This is a genomic window from Geodermatophilus sp. SYSU D01180 (assembly GCF_054050415.1).
The window spans coordinates 289,641-306,896 of record NZ_JBJGZH010000001.1; the positions used below are offsets into that span (position 1 = coordinate 289,641).

General features: G+C 75.2%; 6 protein-coding genes. 5 read left to right on the plus strand and 1 reads right to left on the minus strand.

Features of this window, described 5'->3' with window-relative positions; genetic code table 11:
- Window positions 1–199: 199 nt before the first annotated feature.
- The 5 genes from ACI8AA_RS01380 (at window position 200) to recD (ending at window position 15,111) form a co-directional block, all read left to right on the plus strand.
- Window positions 200–5,650 carry a sacsin N-terminal ATP-binding-like domain-containing protein gene (locus ACI8AA_RS01380; protein WP_457042720.1) on the plus strand — a complete coding sequence of 1,817 codons (5,451 nt, stop codon included), beginning with the start codon at window positions 200–202 and terminating at the stop codon, window positions 5,648–5,650.
- 176 nt (window positions 5,651–5,826) lie between these two features.
- Window positions 5,827–6,657, plus strand: a complete 831-nt coding sequence (locus tag ACI8AA_RS01385) for a DUF3883 domain-containing protein (protein WP_457042721.1) — start codon at window positions 5,827–5,829, stop codon at window positions 6,655–6,657.
- Window positions 6,658–6,869: 212 nt separating this feature from the next.
- Complete coding sequence (gene recC / locus ACI8AA_RS01390) at window positions 6,870–10,091, plus strand: exodeoxyribonuclease V subunit gamma (protein WP_457042722.1); 3,222 nt, start codon at window positions 6,870–6,872, stop codon at window positions 10,089–10,091.
- Window positions 10,088–13,342, plus strand: a complete 3,255-nt coding sequence (locus ACI8AA_RS01395; protein ID WP_457042723.1) for a UvrD-helicase domain-containing protein — start codon at window positions 10,088–10,090, stop codon at window positions 13,340–13,342. The genes recC and ACI8AA_RS01395 overlap by 4 nt, the downstream gene beginning before the upstream one ends.
- On the plus strand, window positions 13,339–15,111 hold the full coding sequence (gene recD / locus ACI8AA_RS01400; RefSeq protein WP_457042724.1) for an exodeoxyribonuclease V subunit alpha: 1,773 nt from the start codon (window positions 13,339–13,341) through the stop codon (window positions 15,109–15,111). The genes ACI8AA_RS01395 and recD overlap by 4 nt, the downstream gene beginning before the upstream one ends.
- 940 nt (window positions 15,112–16,051) lie before the next feature.
- Here recD and ACI8AA_RS01405 read toward each other — a convergent pair.
- Window positions 16,052–17,101 carry a hypothetical protein gene (locus tag ACI8AA_RS01405; RefSeq protein ID WP_457042725.1) on the minus strand — a complete coding sequence of 350 codons (1,050 nt, stop codon included), beginning with the start codon at window positions 17,099–17,101 and terminating at the stop codon, window positions 16,052–16,054.
- Between the last annotated feature and the right edge of the window lie 155 nt (window positions 17,102–17,256).

Below are 17,256 nucleotides of genomic sequence, written 5' to 3' on the forward strand. Positions count from 1 at the left end.
GCGGCGTCTCCCCGGTGTGGCGGCCGACGAGGTGCGCGCGGCGGGAGGGAACCCCTCTGGGTGAGTGGGCGCAGGATGCTGCGCGCCGCACTGTCGTGCTGTCGGGGTCCGCTGCGATGCTCGCGCGTCGATGGCGACACCGGGTCGTGCCGCTGGATCGGTGATCGGGACGGTGCCGCACGTGGGGGAGGACGATCTCGTGGGTTCGACGGAGGCGTTCGCCGGCACGGGCGCGCCCGGTGACGGCTCGGCGGCGCCGGGCCGACCGACGTTCGCGGACGAGGTCCGGTCCTGGGGGACCGGCGTCGTCCACTCCTACCTGGAGACACGCCACCGCAGCGACGCGCACCGCAGCGTGAAGAGCCTGATCGAGGAGACGGCGACGGAGTACGGCGGCCGCTTCCTGCTGGAGCTGCTGCAGAACGCGCACGACGCCCATCTGCCCGGCACCACGGACGGCCGGGTGCTGCTGCTGCTCGATGAGACGGAGGGACCGCACGGAACCGTCTACGCCGCCGACCAGGGGCGCGGCTTCGACTTCGAGGCATTCCGGGCGATCAGCAACCTCGCGTTGAGCAGCAAGCCGGTCGGGGAGGGGATCGGCAACAAGGGAGTTGGCTTCAAGAGCGTGCTCCAGGTCTGCGAGTCGCCGGAGATCTACAGCGGTCATCCGGACGACCTCACGGAGGACGGCTACTGCTTCGGCTTCGCGGAGGAGTCCGACCTCCGCGAGATCGTCCCGGACGAGTCGCTGCTGCGGTGCGTCCTCGCCGACGTCTCCCGCTACACCGTGCCCGTCCCGATCACCGGCGTCCCGGCGGCGGTGCGGCGGCTGCGGGAGGAGGGCTTCAGTTCCGTCCTGCGGCTGCCGCTGCGCAGCGCTGCGGCGTCCGTGGAGGCCCGGGCTCGACTGGCGGAGCTGGGCACGAGCGCCGTGCCGGTCGTCCTGTTCCTGACGCGGATCGAACGGTTGTCCCTCGTCCGGCGCGGCCACGACGGCACCACCGAGCAGCACCTGGTCCGTGACGTGACCGCGGTCCCGCTGCCCGCGGACGACCTCACGGCCGAGCGCGTCACGGTGGACGACGGCGCGCAGTTCCTCGTCCTCCGTCGAACCGTCGACCCCGACCGGCTGCGCGTCACCATCGCCGCAGCGGTGCAGGCGGAACGGCTCAAGGAGACGTGGCTGGAGTGGACAGAGCCGGCGGAGATCGCACTGGCGGTTCCCTACGGCTGGAACAGCAGCCACCACCGTCTCTACACCTACCTGCCGATGGGCGAGGAGGCGGTCTCGCCGATACCCGGCCATCTGCACGCGCCGTTCTACACGGACTTCTCGCGGACCGGCATCAAGGCGGAGCATCCGCTGAACAGCATGCTGCTCGACGTCTGCGGCGAGCTGGCGGTCGACTCCGCGGCTGCGCTGCTGACGGCGGCGCCGGCCGATGCCGACGCCGCCGGGGCGCTGGCCGCTGCTGTCACCGACCTGGTCAGCTGGTCGCCGTCCCACGCCAGGCATCTGCAGCGGAACGGCACCCCGGTGCACGCATGGCCCGTGCTGCCGGGGCGGACAGGAGCGATCTCCATCTCGCAGGCGGTGCACTGGCCCGAGGGCGCCTGGGCCGTCCTCACGCCGGCCCGCGCGGAGGAGGTGGCCGGGATTCGCTGCCTACGTCCCGGGCTGGGGGATCCGCGCATCCGGCGGCTGCGCGAGACGATGGCGGCCCTGGGCCATGACCTCGACCTGCCGGCTGCACGCCTGGCCGAAGCGGTGGAGATGATGGCGGCGCGGTGCCTGGAGGAGACGCTGCCGGTGCGGCAGTGGGAGCTGCTCTACGACGACCTCGCGCGGCTCTTCCCGACGGAGCCGGCCGCGCGCGAGCTGGGCGGCCGCCGGCTGCTCCTGGCCGAGGACGGCACCCTGCAGCCGTGCCTGGCACCGTCCGGGCGCGGGTCCGCCGCGCCGACCGGGGCGCGGTCGCCGTCCGCCGGCGAGCCCGGCAGCGGCCGGCGGGCCCGGCGCGCGGACCGTGCGGCCGCGTTCTTCCCCCCGGTGCGGCAGCGGATCGAGGACGAGGACGAGGTCGACCCCGACGTCGAGCTGGATCCGCCACCCGTCCTGAGGAAGCGGCTGTTCTTCCTGCATCCCGAACTGGTCTGGCACGACGAGAACCGGCAGGCCACCCGCGCCCGGACGTTCCTGCAGTCGCATCGGCTCGTGCGCAAGTTCGACGCCCGCAGCGTCGCCGAGCACCTGCGCGTCGTGCTCTCCGAGACCAGCAGCGTCATCGCACACCGGGAAGGGCTGCGGTTCCTGTTCAACCTCCAGCGCAGCCGCCCCTCGGGCAGTCTGCCGCTCGCGGACTCCGGCATCCGGCTCCCCTCGGTCTCCGGGGACCTGGTGCCGGCCTCCGGCGCGCTGTTCTCCCAGCACTGGCCGGGCACACGGGGCGCGGACCTGCACGCGGTCGCCTCCGCCGGCGACGTGGCCGCCGAGCTCGCCGAGCTGTCGCTGAGGTTGCTGCCGGACCCCCGAGCGCTGTTGAGGTCCACCGACGACCTCCCCACCTGGGTGGCCTTCCTGCGCCGGCTCGGGGTCAGCGATCTCCTGCCCGTCCTCGAGATCCGTGACAACCGGCCGGTGACCGGGCGGCGGCTCACCCGCGAGGTGCTGACAACGGCGACCGGCCTTCCGGAGGACATCGCGACCGGTTGGTCGGCCGGCTGGGCCGCCCGGACCCGCGCCGGATCCCCCGACACCCCGTACCGGGCGCTGACCGCGCTCACCTGGCTGCCCGGGCAAGGGGCCGTCGACGTGCTGCCGACAGCGGTGCGCGAGGCCTACGGACGTCTGGTCATCGCCGGCCTGGACAGCTGGCCGGTGAGCCACCTGGAGACCGTCTGGGAGCGGGACCGGCCGGGCAACAAGGACCCGCAACGGGTCCCGACCCCGCTCGGCGTCTTCATCGGGTCCGGTCGGTGGATCAAGGTGCGCGGGGCCGGCTCATCGGCGGTCGAGTTCGCCGCCGCCCCGCACTGCTGGCACTTCGAGGGCTCCCGGGAGGCCTATCCGCCACGATTCGCGTACCTCGTCGCGAGTGACCTGCGCGCTGCGCTGGACGGCATGCCGACAGCCCTGTCGCGCCTGCGGCGGGCGGGCCTGGGGGTGTGGAACGACCCGGCGGATGCGCCGCGCCTCGTTGGCCATCTGGCCGACCTCCTCGCCGGCGGCGGCGTCGACCCGGCGGCGGTGCCCCAGCTGCACAACGCCTACCGCACAGCGTGGCGGCAGACGCTGGAACGCCCGGGAGGCGCGGCCAGGTTCACGGCAGACGGCCTGGTCGTCCGCATCACCGGCGAGCTGAGCACCGTTCCGGTCACCGCGCTGACCTCGCAACGGCCGGTCGTCGTGACCGACGAGGGCGATGACGAGTTCCTCCGCCGCGCCGCCGCCGACTTCGGGATGCCGGTCCTCGAGCTCGACACCGCCGCGGACGCCGCCTGCGCCCGGATCGCGGAACGGTCGCCGGGCGGCGCGGTGCGACCGGGCCAGCTCGGCCTGCGGATCCTGCTCGACGGCGCGGACTTCGAGCCCTCGGTCGGCCATCCGTCCCTGCTGGCGCAGGTGCCGTGGCTACGGGCCCTGCTGCTCATGGTGCTCGAGCACCGGACTCCGGCGCACGAGCGCCCCGGCGAGGCGACGCTGCGGGCGTTCGCGGAACACACCCGCAGCCTCCGGCTGGCGACCGCCCGCCGCGTCACCGTGCGGGTCGGGTCCGATGTCCGGCCGCCGCCGGCCCGCCTGCGCGGTGTCCTGCCTGTGCCGCACCCGACCCACCCCACCCTCGTGCTCGAGCAGGCCGTCGAGCAGCCGCTGTCCTGGGAGGCGCTGGACGCGGCGACCGAGCCGCTGATGCGGCTGCTGGGTCATCCCCGCCTCGCCACCGAACTGAAGCTGGCGCTGCTTCGGCTCAGCCGCACCGGGCAGCGAGCGGAGGACGAGCTGTCCCCCGCGCTGCTCGCCGAGGCATGCGACATCGACCTCGACCTCGCCCAGCGCACGATCAGCCAGCTCGGCAGCGGAGTGGAGAGCACGCTGGATCGCCTGGAGCCCGTCGTGTTCCACCTGTGGGGGGCGGCGGCCGCGGCGGCGCTCAGGGTCCCGAGGCGGCCCTCGTCCGACGAGCAGCTCGAGCAGCAGGTGCGCGCCGCTGCCGTCGCCGCGGGGCACTCGGCCGACGATGCGGACCGGCTGCTGCTGGCCGCTCGGCGCGCCGAGGATCTCGACGAGTTCCGCCGCCACCAGGGCATTCCGCTGGCGGACATCAACGAGGCGCTCGAGGCCCTCGACCCGCCCCGCCCGCGGATCGACTACGGTGCCCGGCACCGCGAGGCGTTCGAGCTCACCGTCGTGCGGCACTGGGCCGGGCTGCAGGACCGGCTCCGCTGGGCCCACTGGGCGGAGCACGCTGCCCGCACCCCGGTCCCGCAGTGGCATCTGCTGCGGAACCGGTCGCGGCTCTCGCCGGATCCGGAGTGGGCCTTTCACCGGGACGAGCTCACCGACAGCGACATCCTCGCCGAGGCCGAGCGGCAGCTCGTCCTCGCGAACGGAGGACCGTTGCCCGCGGGCGGTCCCGCCCTTCCTCCGGCCGAGCCGACCCGCCGGGACAACCGTGACGCGGCGGAACGGGTTCTCACCGCTGCGGGCCCCCCGCTGCACGCCTGGTGTCGCAGGAACGCCCGGTCCCTGCCCGCGGAGTGGTCGGACGCGACGGATGTCCGTCCCGTCCTGGAGGCCCTCGACAGGGCCGGCGCGCTGGACTTCCGGCCGCTGCGGGCCGCCGATGTCCTCGCATGGGCGGTCGCCGTCGGAGCATGGCCGGCGGACATGCCGGCCACCACGGACCTGACGGACCTCGGGCTCACCGAGGCGGACCTGCAGGAGCAGCTCACCGACGCGGACAGGGAGCGGCAGGAGCGCCAGCGGGCTCGTCGCACCGTCCGGGTCGACGGCGAGCCCATCGACATCGGCAACGGTTACGCGCAGCTGCGCGAGCAGCTGCGCAGGTCTTTGGAGGACGCGCCCGGGTTTCTGGCGTCCCCGGTCCGCTACACCCGGCTGGCACCGGGGCCGACCACGACCCGTCGGGCTGGTGGAGGCGGAACCGCCGGCGGGGGCGGCCGCGGTGCCGCGGAACGTGCCTCGGACCAGCAGCTCAACGCGATCGGCTTCGCGGGGGAGTGGCTGGCCTACCGGTGGCTCGCCGAGCGCTATCCGCATCAGTTCACCGACGAGTGCTGGGTCTCCGCCAACCGTGCCCAGGTGCTGCCCGGAGACAGGGGCGACGACGGCCTGGGCTACGACTTCATCGTCCCCAGCGGGGGCGGGCCTGTGATGTACGAGGTCAAGTCGACGACCGAGGACGGCGGCGAGATCCGGCTGGGGGAGAGCGAGGTGCTCGCCGCGCAGAGGCATGCCCGCAACAACCGGTGGCGGCTACTCGTCATCACCAACGCACTGTCGACGCAGCGGCGCATCCTGCAGTTGCGCAACCCCTTCGCCCCGCTGAGCCGCGGCATGTACACCTTCGCCGGCCAGGGACTCCGGCTGTTCTACCGGCCGGATGACGCAGCCGGGCGGCGGTGAGCGACCGCTCCCTGCTCATGGCGCGGGGCGCAGCGCATGCACCGGACAGGCCCACCCCGTGAGCCCCCGGCCGGGGGCTCACGGGGGTGCTCCCCAGCGGGCCCGTGCGCCACGGACGCCTCGTCGTGCGGCCGTGGCGGCCGCTGCGGCGGTGGTGTGGCTGCTACGAAGCTGGCATGGCACCACCATTGGTCACCGAGGAGAACCTGGGCGCATGGCTCCTGCGGAGCAACCCGAGGAGGTCGCAGCTTGATTCCGCCGTCGCCGACGGCTGGACCCATGTCTACGACTGGGACGTCGCGCAGAACTACCGCAGCCGCATGATGGCCGCGGGCCAACGCGTCATCCTGTGGTCGACCGACGGCGGCAAGCGCATGCCCCGGGGCATCTGGGGCCTCGGCCACGTGACGGGCCCGGCCCGGGACGGTGTGGTGGATGTCGACATCCCCCTGCTGACGACGCCGATCACGCACGCCGAGCTCGAGGCCGCCGGGATCGGTGACCTCGAGGTGCAGGTGCAGAAGCAGGGGCCCAACCCGTCCTGGGTCAGCAAGGAGCAACTCGCCCGGCTCGAGACCCTGCTGCCCGCCTGGCCGGAGCCCGCGGCGGTCGGCGCGGCAGGCGCCGGCTCATCCGCGGGCGCGGGCTTCGGTGACGCCGAACAGAACAAGCGCGTCGAGATGGCCGCCATGCGGGCCGTGCGCGACGCCTACGAGGGCGACGGCTGGGAGGTCGAGGACGTCAGTGCGCGGAACTGCGGCTGGGACCTCACCTGCACCTCCCGGCGCCAGGTGGCCAAGGTCGAGGTCAAGGGCGTCCGGGGCGCCAGGCCGGCGGTCATCCTCACCGCCAACGAGGTCCGGGCGGCCCGCAACGACCAGCACTGGGTGCTCGCCGTCGTGCTCCAGGCGCTCGGCGCGGCCGAGGTCGTGGAGTTCACGGCGCAGCAGGCCCTGGCCGCGGCCGAGCCGCATGCCTTCACGGCTGACCTGACCGCCGCGCTGTGACGCCCGGCAGCTGAACCCGCCGCTCGCCGGGTGCCGCCGATCCGCCCCGGGGATGGGCGACGGCCCGTCGGCGGGCGGAGAGCGGATCGGCGCGGTCGAGACTGCGGGCCCCGCGTGCCGGGTGAGGCCGCGTGCGCCCGTTGGGGTGAATGAGCCGGACGCGCTGGGTCGGGACCCTCAGAAGAGACGGGTTCGCCCGGTACACAGGGCCGGTGCTGCACGTCCACCGGGCCGAACGGACGGCTTCGCTCGCCGCCGGGCTCGCGGAGATGCTGGCCGGCCCGCTGGAGGACGTGCTCGCCCGGGAGGTCGTCGCGGTCCCGGCCAAGGGTGTGGAGCGGTGGCTGGCCCAGCGCCTGTCGACCGCTCTCGGTGCGGCGACCGAGGCGGACGGGATCTGCGCCGGCGTGCAGTTCACGTCGACGGGGCGGCTGGTCGACGACGTGCTCGCCGCCGTGCGCGGTGTCCGCCCGGACCAGGACGCGTGGGCCCGGCCGGTGTGGCCGCTGCTGGAGGTCATCGACGAGTGCTCGGCCGACCCGTGGTGCGCGGTCCTCGCCGAGCACCTCGGGCACGGCGGCGACGATCACCGCCGGGGCCGGCGGTGGACCGTCGCCGCGCACCTGGCCGGGCTGTTCCGCTCCTACGCCGCGCACCGGCCGCACATGCTGCGGGCCTGGGCCGACGGCCGGGACAGCGACGGTGAGACGCCGCTGGACGAGGATCTCCGCTGGCAGGCGGAGCTGTGGCGGCGGCTGCGTGAGCGGCTGGGCCCCAGCCCCGCCGAGGACCTCGACGCGCACTGCACCCGGCTCCGCGCGCAGCCCCGGCTGGTGGACCTGCCCCCGCGGGTCAGCGTGTTCGGCCCGACCGGGTTGCCGGCCGACGCGCTGGCGCTGCTCGCCGCCCTGGCCGAGCACCGCGACGTCCACCTGTGGCTGCCGCATCCGAGCCCCGCGCTGTGGGAGGAACTGCGCGGGGTCCGCGCCGGCCGCCGCGGCACGGACCCCACCACGCGTACCGTCCGCCACCCGCTGCTGCGCAGCCTCGGGCGGGACGTCCGGGAGCTGCAGCTGCGCCTGCCGCCGCACGTCGACCACCACCATCCGGACACCGACCGCGCGGCGACGCTGCTGGACCGCCTGCAGACCGACCTGCGCGAGGACCGGCCGTCCACCGGCGGGGCGGTCGACGACACCGTCCGCGTGCACGCCTGCCACGGCCCGGGCCGCCAGGTGGAGGTCCTCCGCGAGGTGCTGCTGGGGCTGTTCCAGGACGATCCGAGCCTGGAACCGCGGGACGTGCTGGTCATGTGCCCGGACGTGGAGACCTACGCCCCGCTGGTCTCGGCCGCGTTCGGCCTCGGCCCCGACGTGCCGCACCCTGGGAACGCACTGCGCGTGCGGCTGGCCGACCGCAGCCTCCGGCAGACCAACCCCCTGCTGGACACCGTCGCCGTCCTGCTGGAGCTGGCCGGGAGCCGGGTGACGGCCGGCCAGGTCCTCGACCTGGCCGCGGCGCCCGCCGTCCGGCGCATGTTCGGCTTCGACGACGAGGAGCTGGACCGGCTGCGCGACTGGGTCACCCGCGCCGGCGTGCGGTGGGGCCTGGACGCGGACGGCCGCCGGCCGTACGCCCTTGAGCGGGTGGAGCAGAACACCTGGCAGGCCGGCCTGGACCGCCTCCTGCTGGGGGTCACCACCGACGAGACCGAGCCGGTGTGGCTGGGCCGGGCGCTGCCCCTCGACGACGTCGACAGCGGCGACATCGACCTGGCCGGCCGGTTCGCCGAACTGGTCGACCGCCTCGCCGACGTCCTCACCGGCCTGTCCGGGGAGCACCCGGTCGAGCACTGGACCGGCACGCTCACCGGCGCGCTGGAGACGCTGACCGCGACCGGGCCGGGGGAGGCGTGGCAGCTGGCGCAGGCCCGGGCCGCGCTCGCCGAGGCGGCCGCGGGCGGCCGCAGCCCGCTGCGGCTGGCCGACGTGCGAGCCATGTTGGCCGACTGCCTGCAGGGGCGCCCGACCCGGGCGAACTTCCGCACCGGCCACGTGACCGTCTGCACGCTGGTGCCGATGCGGTCGGTGCCGCACCGGGTGATCGTGCTGCTCGGCCTCGACGACGGCTGCTTCCCCCGGTCGACCGGTGCCGACGGCGACGACGTGCTGGCCCGGAACCCTTGCGTGGGGGAGCGGGACGCGCGCAGCGAGGACCGGCAGCTGCTGCTGGACGCCCTGGTCGCGGCCGGTGAGCGGCTGATCGTGCTGTACACCGGGGCCGATCCGGTCACCGGCGCCGAGCGGCCGCCCGCGGTGCCGATCGGGGAGCTGCTGGACACGGTCGAGGCGATGGCGCCCGGTGCCCGCGAGCAGGTCGTGGTCCGCCACCCGCTGCAGCCGTTCGACCCGCGGGCGTTCACCGGACCCCGACCATTCAGTTTCGACCCGGTGAACCTGGCCGGGGCGGTGCGGGCCGGGCAGCCGCGCGTGGCAGCGCCCGCCCGGGTGCCGCTGCCGCCGCGGACCGGGCCGGTCGCCCTCGAGGACCTGATCGGCTTCCTGGAGCACCCCGTGCGGGCATACCTGCGGCTGCGACTCGGCATCTCGCTGCCCGCGGAGGACGACGAGATCCAGGACGCGCTGTCCACCTCCCTGGCCCCGCTGCAGGAGTGGGCCGTGGGGGAGCGGCTGCTGGCCGCGCGGCTGCGGGGGCTGTCCCCGGAGCAGGCGGCGCAGGCCGAGTGGCTGCGCGGGACGCTGCCTCCGGGCGAGCTCGGGGCGCAGGCCCTGATCCGGGTGGGCGGCCGGGTGGCGCCGCTGGTGACCGCCGCGACGCCGCTGCTGACCGGGAGCCCGCGCGCCGTGGACGTGCGCCTCCGCGTCGGCGGCCGGGACCTGCGCGGCACCGTGACCGGGGTCCGCAACGGAACCGCGATCAGCGTCGGCTACTCCACCCTGTCGGCCAGGCACCGCGTGCGGGCGTGGGTGTGCGCCCTGGTGCTGGGCGCCACCGGCGAGGGGGACGGCGCGGTGACCGTCGGCCGGCGCGGCACCGCGGCGCGCACCTCCCGACTGACGGCGCCGACCGACGCCCTGGACGTCCTCGGGGATCTGCTGGAGCTCTACGACGCCGGGCTGTGCGAGCCGCTGCCGCTGGCGACCAGGGCGTCGGCGGCGTACGCCGAGGCCCGCCTGGGCGGCACCAGCGTCGAGCAGGCCCTGCGGAGCGCCGGCGACGCGTGGGCCCGCGGCGAGGGCGGCGAGCGCGACGACCGGCACCACGCGCACGTGTGGGGGGAGCGCGCCCCGTTGACGACGCTGCTGGGCGCCGCCCCGGCCGACGGGGAACAGTGGCCGGGGGAGTCCACCCGGTTCGGTGCGCTGGCCTGCCGGCTGTGGGCACCGGTCCGCGACGCGGAGCAGTGGTCGTGAACGCCTTCGACGTCTGCGGCCCGCTGCCGACCGGGACGACGGTGCTGGAGGCCAGCGCCGGCACCGGCAAGACGTTCACGATCGCCGCGCTGACCGCCCGCTACGTCGCCGAGGGCGTGGCCGACCTGTCCCAGGTCATGCTGGTCACCTTCGGCAACGCCGCCTCCCGGGAGCTGCGGGACCGGGTCCGGGAGCGCCTGGCCTCCGCCGAGCGCGGGCTCCGCGACCCGCAGGCCGCCCGGACCGCCACCGGCGATCCGGTGCTGCGGCTGCTGGCCGACGTGACCGACGAGGAGGCGGAGCGCCGCCGGCGGCGCCTGGCGGCGGCGCTGGCCGACTTCGACGCCGCGACCATCGCGACGACGCACTCCTTCTGCTCCCAGATGCTCGCCGGCCTCGGCGTGGCCGCCGACGCCGATCCCGCCGCGGTCTTCACCGACAGCATCGACGACCTCGTCCGCGAGGTCGTCGACGACCTGTACGTCCAGGTGTTCTCCCCGGCCGGCGCCGCCGCCGATCCCGCGCTGACGTACGAGAAGCTGCGGGAGCTGGGCCGCCGGGCGGTCGGCAGCGACCGGCAGGCCCTGCTGTGGCCGCCGGCGGCGCAGGGGGCGGCCGAGCGGCGGCGGCGGGCGGCGGAGGCGGTCCGCCGCGAGGTGGAGGTCCGCAAGCGGCGCCTCGGGCTGGTCGACTACGACGACTGGCTGGTCCGGCTGCGCGACGCGCTGACCCACGCCGAGCACGGCGCCGTGGCCTGCGCCCGGATCCGCCGCCGGTTCCGGGTGGTGCTCGTCGACGAGTTCCAGGACACCGACCCGGTGCAGTGGGACATCCTGCGCACCGCCTTCCACGGCAGCACCACCCTGGTGCTGATCGGCGATCCCAAGCAGGCCATCTACGCGTTCCGCGGCGGCGACGTCACCACCTATCTGCAGGCGGCGGCGGTCGCCACCGGCGCGGCCACGCTGACCTGCAACTGGCGCAGCGACCGGCCGCTGCTCGGCGCGCTGGCGCACCTGTTCGACGGCGCCGCGCTCGGTGACCCCCGCATCGTGGTCCGCCCGGTCGACGCCGCCCACCCGCACGCCCGCCTGACCGGGGCCGGCGCCCCGCTGCGGCTGCGGCGCGTGAGCCGCACCGGGCACGGCCCGCTGTGGCGCGGCCTGCCGCGCATCGATCCGCTGCGGACCGCCGTCGCCGGCGACGTGGCCGCCGACATCGTGGACCTGCTGTCCGGGCCGGCCCGGCTGCACGGGCGGCCCCTGCAGCCGCGGGACCTCGCCGTCCTGGTCCGCACCAACCAGCAGGGCCGGCTGATCCGGGAGGCGTTGAGCGCCGCTGGGGTGCCGGCGACCGTGGCCGGCGGCGGCAGCGTGTTCGCCACCGCCGGCGCGCGGGCGTGGCTGGTGCTGCTGGAGGCGGTGGAGCAGCCGCACCGGCCGGGCCGCGTCCGCGCCGCCGCCGTCTCGCCGTTCTTCGGCTACACCGAGGCGGCCCTCGACGCGGACGCCGACGCCGTCACCGACCGGCTCGGCGCCCGGCTGCGCCGCTGGGCCGACCTGCTCGCCGACCGGGGCGTCGCCGCCCTGCTGGAGACGCTCAGCGCGGAGGAGCACCTGCCGGCCAGGATCCTCGCCCGGCCGGACGGCGACCGGGCGCTGACCGACCTCCGGCACGTCGGGCAGGTGCTGCACGCCGCGCAGCGCAGCGAGGCGCCCGGGGTGAGCGCCCTGGTGAGCTGGCTGCGCCGCCGGATCGCCCTCTCGGCCGGGGACGCCGCCGAGGACCGCACCCGCCGGCTGGACTCCGACACCGCCGCGGTCCAGGTGATGACCGTGCACGTGAGCAAGGGGCTGGAGTTCCCGGTCGTCTACGTGCCCTTCGGCTGGGACTGCTGGACGCCCGCCGATCCCGACATCCTGCGGCTGCACGACGACGCCGGGCACCGCGTGCTCGACGTCGGCGGCCCGACCGACCCCGGCTACCCGGCCTCCCTCGCCCGCCACCGGGCCGAGGAGTCGGGGGAGGAATTGCGGCTGCTCTACGTCGCGCAGACCCGCGCCCAGTGCCAGGTGGTCGCGCACTGGGCGCCGAGCGGCAACACGCAGGGTGCGGCGCTGCACCGCCTGCTCTTCGGCGGCAACGGCGCCGGCGCCGTGCCCGCGGCGAGCGTGCCCCCGCCCCCGGACGACGACGTGATCCGCCGCTTCGACGAGCTCGCCGACGCCCCCGGCCACCTGATCGAAATCCAGACGGTGACCCCGGCCGCTCCGCCGCGGTGGACGGCGACGCAACCGGCCCCGACGGAGGTCCTGCAGGTCAGCCGGTTCACCCGCGTGCTCGACCCCGACTGGCGGCGCACCTCCTACAGCGCCCTGACCGTCGCCGCCCATCCGCCGGCGCTCGGCTCCGAGCCGGACGTCGCCGTGGTCGACGACGAGTTCGACAGCGACGGGTCCGCCCCGTCGGCGCCGCCGGGGAACGCCGTGCCCTCGCCGCTGCGCGACCTGCCCGGCGGCGCCACCTTCGGCACGCTCGTCCACGACGTCCTCGAGGACCCCCATCCCGCGACGCTGGACCGGCGGTGCGCCGAGGCGCTGGCCCGCCGGCCGCTGCCGGGGGTCACCGCGGGAGCGCTGGCCGACGCGCTGCGGCCGGTGCTGGCCACGCCGCTGGGCGCCCTCGGGATCACCCTGGCCGACGTCCTCCCCGCCGATCGGGTCGCGGAACTGGAGTTCGAGCTGCCGCTGGCCGGCGGCGACGCACCCGGTGACCACGCCACCCTCACCGACGTCGTCGAGCTGCTGCGCCGGCACGACCTGGGGGCGCTGGCCGGCTATCCGGACGTCCTGGCGGCCCTCGACCCGGTCGCGCTGCGCGGGTTCCTCACCGGCAGCATCGACGGGGTCCTCCGCCTGCCCGGCCCGCGGTTCGCGGTCGTGGACTACAAGACCAACCGGCTCGGGGCCGAGCCACTGACCACCTGGCACTACCGGCCGGAGGCGATGGCGGAGGAGATGCTGCGCGGCCACTACGTGCTGCAGGCCCTGCTGTACTCGGTGGCCCTGCACCGCTACCTGCGCTGGCGGCAGACCGGCTACGACCCGGCCCGGCACCTGGGCCCGGTCCTGTACCTGTTCGTCCGCGGCATGACCGGTCCCGGCAACCCCGACGGTGCCGGCGTGTTCACCTGGTCGCCACCGCCGGCGCTCGTCGTCGAGCTGTCGGACCTGCTGGCCGGTCGGTCGTGATCCCCGTCCGCGCCGCGGGGCTGCTCCGGCAGTTCTGCGAGGCCGGGGTGCTCTCCGCCGCCGACGTGCACGTCGCCCTGCGCCTGGCCCGGCTGGGCGGTGAGCAGTCCCCGGTCGTGCAGCTGGCCGCGGCGCTCGCCGTTCGCGGCGTCCGCACGGGCTCGGTGTGCGTCGAACTGGCCACGGTCGCGGACACGGTGGGAGCCGGCGAGGAGGCGCCGGGGCCGGGCGGGCTGCCGTGGCCGGCGGACTGGGCCGAGCTGGCCGACAGCGCGCTGGTCGCCGTCGGCGCCTCCGCGCCGTGGCGCCCCCTGCGCCTGGTCGACGGGCTGCTGTACCTGGACCGGTACTGGCAGCAGGAGCAGCTGGTCCGCCGGGAACTGGACCGCCGGGCCGCCCGTCCGGCACCCGTCGCCGACCTGTCCACCCTCGGGGAGCTGTTCGACGGCCCGGCCCCGGACCGCCAGCGGCTCGCGGTCGCGGTCGCCGCCGGCCGCTGGGTCAGCGTGCTGACCGGCGGTCCGGGCACGGGCAAGACGCACACCGTCGCCCGCCTGCTGAAGCTGCTGTGCGACCAGCGCGGCCCGCAGCCGCGGATCGCGCTGGCCGCGCCGACCGGCAAGGCCGCGGCCCGGCTGCAGGAGTCGGTGCGGGAGCAGGCCGCCGGCCTGGGCCTGCCGAGGGAGCTGGCCGCGTCCACGGTGCACCGGCTGCTGGGCTGGCGCCCGGACAGCCGCAGCCGGTTCCGCCACGACGCCGGCAACCACCTGCCCTACGACGTCGTGGTCGTGGACGAGGCGTCGATGATCCCGCTGACGCTGATGGCTCGGCTGCTGGAGGCCGTGCGGCCGGACGCCCGCCTGATCCTGGTCGGGGACCCGGACCAGCTCACGCCGGTGGAGGCCGGCGCCGTGCTCAGCGACCTGGTGCACCGCCCGGCCCCGGCGCTGCCGGTCCCGCTGCGGGCGGAGGTGCACGAGGACGCGGCCGACCTGGACGACGAGGATCGTCGGCAGCTGCACCACGGCGTCATCCGGCTGCGGGTGAGCCACCGGTACGGCGCAGTCATCGGGGGCCTGGCCGAGGCGATCCGCCGGGGGGATGCCGACCGCGTGCTCGAGCTGCTGCACACCGGGACCGGGCTGTCCCTCGTTGCGGGCACCGCCGAGCTGGAGTCCGAGGTCAGGACCGCCGGGGACGCGCTCCGGGCCGCGGCGCGGTCCGGTGATGCCACGGCCAGCCTGGCGCTGCTCGGCGAGCACCGGCTGCTGTGCGCCCACCGGCACGGTCCCTTCGGCGTCTCGCACTGGAACGACCGGATCAGTCGGTGGGCCGGCGCGGCGCCGGGGGACTGGCGGCCCGGCGAACCGTTGCTCGTGACCGCCAACGACTACGAGAACGGGTTGTACAACGGCGACGCCGGCGTCGTCGTGCAGACACCGGACGGCCCGCGGGCGGCGTTCCCGGGCAGCCCCGCGCCCCGGCTGCTGGCCCCGTCGCGGCTCTCGGCGATCACCGCGGCCCACGCGCTCACGGTGCACCGCAGCCAGGGCAGCCAGTACAAGGCGGTCACCGTGCTGCTGCCGCCGGCGACCTCTCCGCTGCTGACCCGGGAGCTGCTGTACACGGCCGTGACCCGAGCCAGCGAGCGCGTTCGAGTGGTGGCGACCGAGGACGCCGTCCGGGCCGCTGTCGGACGGCACCTGGTGCGCGCCAGCGGTCTCCGTCGGACATGGAGCGCTTCGGAGCGGGAGGGCGTCACCCACTGAGCAGCCTGGACTCGGAGGAGGGGCCTGGACAGGATTGAGGTGGCTGCGCGGCCCGGGTCGAAACGGTGAGCAAGCGGCTTGTCGACGACGGGGCATCGCGGGCCGAGCTCGGCAACGCCGACAGCGTCGCTCAGTACTTGAGGTGCCGGCGGCCTGGTCCTGCACGACGCCGGCGAGCACCGCGGCGACCGGGACGTCGGTCACCGGACAGGACCGAGCGTCAACCGGACCACGGCCGCGACCGCTGGGCCGGCGACGGGAGCCGGGGGGACGCCCCGGCCCCCGCCGTGGTGCTGGTGGGCCTATCGGCTGGCTGCGCCGCGGATGGCGGCGCGGCCCAGTGCGCGGACCGTCGCCTCCCGGTCGCGGGTTGGCGCCGTCTCGCTGGCGTTGGGGCGCTCTTTGTTCTCGGGGCTGCTCATGCGGTTCACCCCCTCGTACGCGTTGAAGCGGCTTCCGGTCGGACCCGCCGTCATGGAGCAGACGGTGGCCGACGGTTCGGTCCGTCCGGGGACCAGCCGCCCGCCACGCCAGCCTGTCGGCGGACCGACCTCGTGGAGCGGCGAGCCGGAGGGTCACGCGCGCGGACCTCACGGGGCGGCGAGACGACGGGGCCGACGTGCAGACGGCTGCCTGTGAGGCCGGTGCGCCGGACGCTTCGTCGATCGTGGCTTACCAGATGCCCTGACGGTTGTGTCCGCTTGCACAGCTCGTGCAGCCGGTGGGGTCGGCCGCGTGGGTACCGGGACCTGGCTGAGCCGCGGATCGGGCGGCGGCGGACGATCCGGGCGACGCCTGGCTCATCCGCAGCCGTCGAGCCTCCTGCAGGGTCGCATCCCGCGTGCCGCGTCTAGATCCCTGCGAGTCCGGCAGGAAGGCGCTGGCGTACCAGCCGGTCGGTTATTGCGACCGCATCCTCGGATGTCGGATGTCGGATGGATCAGAGCAGCCTCTTCCTGTCGATGAACTCCTTGATCGTCAAGCCGTTCAGGCGATGGACGCGCTCGTCGTAGTCCTCCTCCGGGCGGCGGGGGGACGGCTCGATGAGGACGTTCCCCGCCCGCGCGTCGGCTGCGAGCTGCCTGATCTCCAGCCGAAGGCGAGCGCTGAGGGGATCAGGGGTCGGGAGCCGGGTGCTGAGGAACCACGCGCCCAGTCGCTGCGTGGGGTGCGGGGATTTCAGGGATGCGTCGATGTTCCGGTTCCCCACCCCGCGACCGAGGACCGTCGTGTCGCTATACCAGACCGGGATGTCCGCGTTCCCCGTCGCAGTCCCCCTGGTGGTCAGCCCGCCCATCCAGTGGGCGCCTTCCACGTGCACGTCGTGGAAGGCCTTGCGAAAGAAGCGCTGCGCGTAATCCAGCGTGCGGCCGCTGGATTGCACTTCGTCGACGATGAGAAGCCGCCGGCCGTCCAGCGTCGCCGGAGCCCGGTCCACCCGGACGGTCAGACCCTCCTCCCGGTCCGCCGGATGGCGCAGGAAGATCGAGCGGAGGCTCCGGAAGATGCTCGGGTCGAGGCGCTCGACGTGGGTGGTGCCCCGACCCTCGGGGTCGACGCTCGTGGCCCACTGGTTGCGGTCGATGTTCACGAAGCGGAACTGCGGCATGGGCGGTGTCGTCCCGTCGACGTCGGTGGCGAGGAGCGGCCACAGCGCCCGCGTCAGCCAGGCAATCGGTCGGGCGGACTTGTCCAGCCAGATGACGAAGTCGAAGTGCGGGGGGTCGGTTGCGGCGACCTCGGGCGCTGTCATCCGTCGCACTAGCTCGTCGACGAGCCGGATGTACTCGGTGTGCAGCTGCCGCGTGCTCTTCGTCGTGCCGTCGGTTCGCCGGTGTCCGACCAGCACACGGTAGGCGGACTCGTATTGAGCATCTACCGCCATCTCGCCCCCTTGCTGTTGACGGCGCTCGTGGTTCGGTGACCGCGCCCGGGGTGCGTTCGGCGCGGTCAGGACCGGCAGGGTAACGGCGCCGCGGTCTCGGGGCATGCCGCCCGCAGGTGCCGGCGGGGTCGCCGCGTCCTTCGACGAGGTGGCCGGTTCGCTTACGGCCGGTGCGCCGCCTGCACGGGTGGATCACCCGGACGCAGCTCACCCGGTCGGGTGGCAGCCGCGGTCACTGCTCCGGTCACCACTCCCGGGCG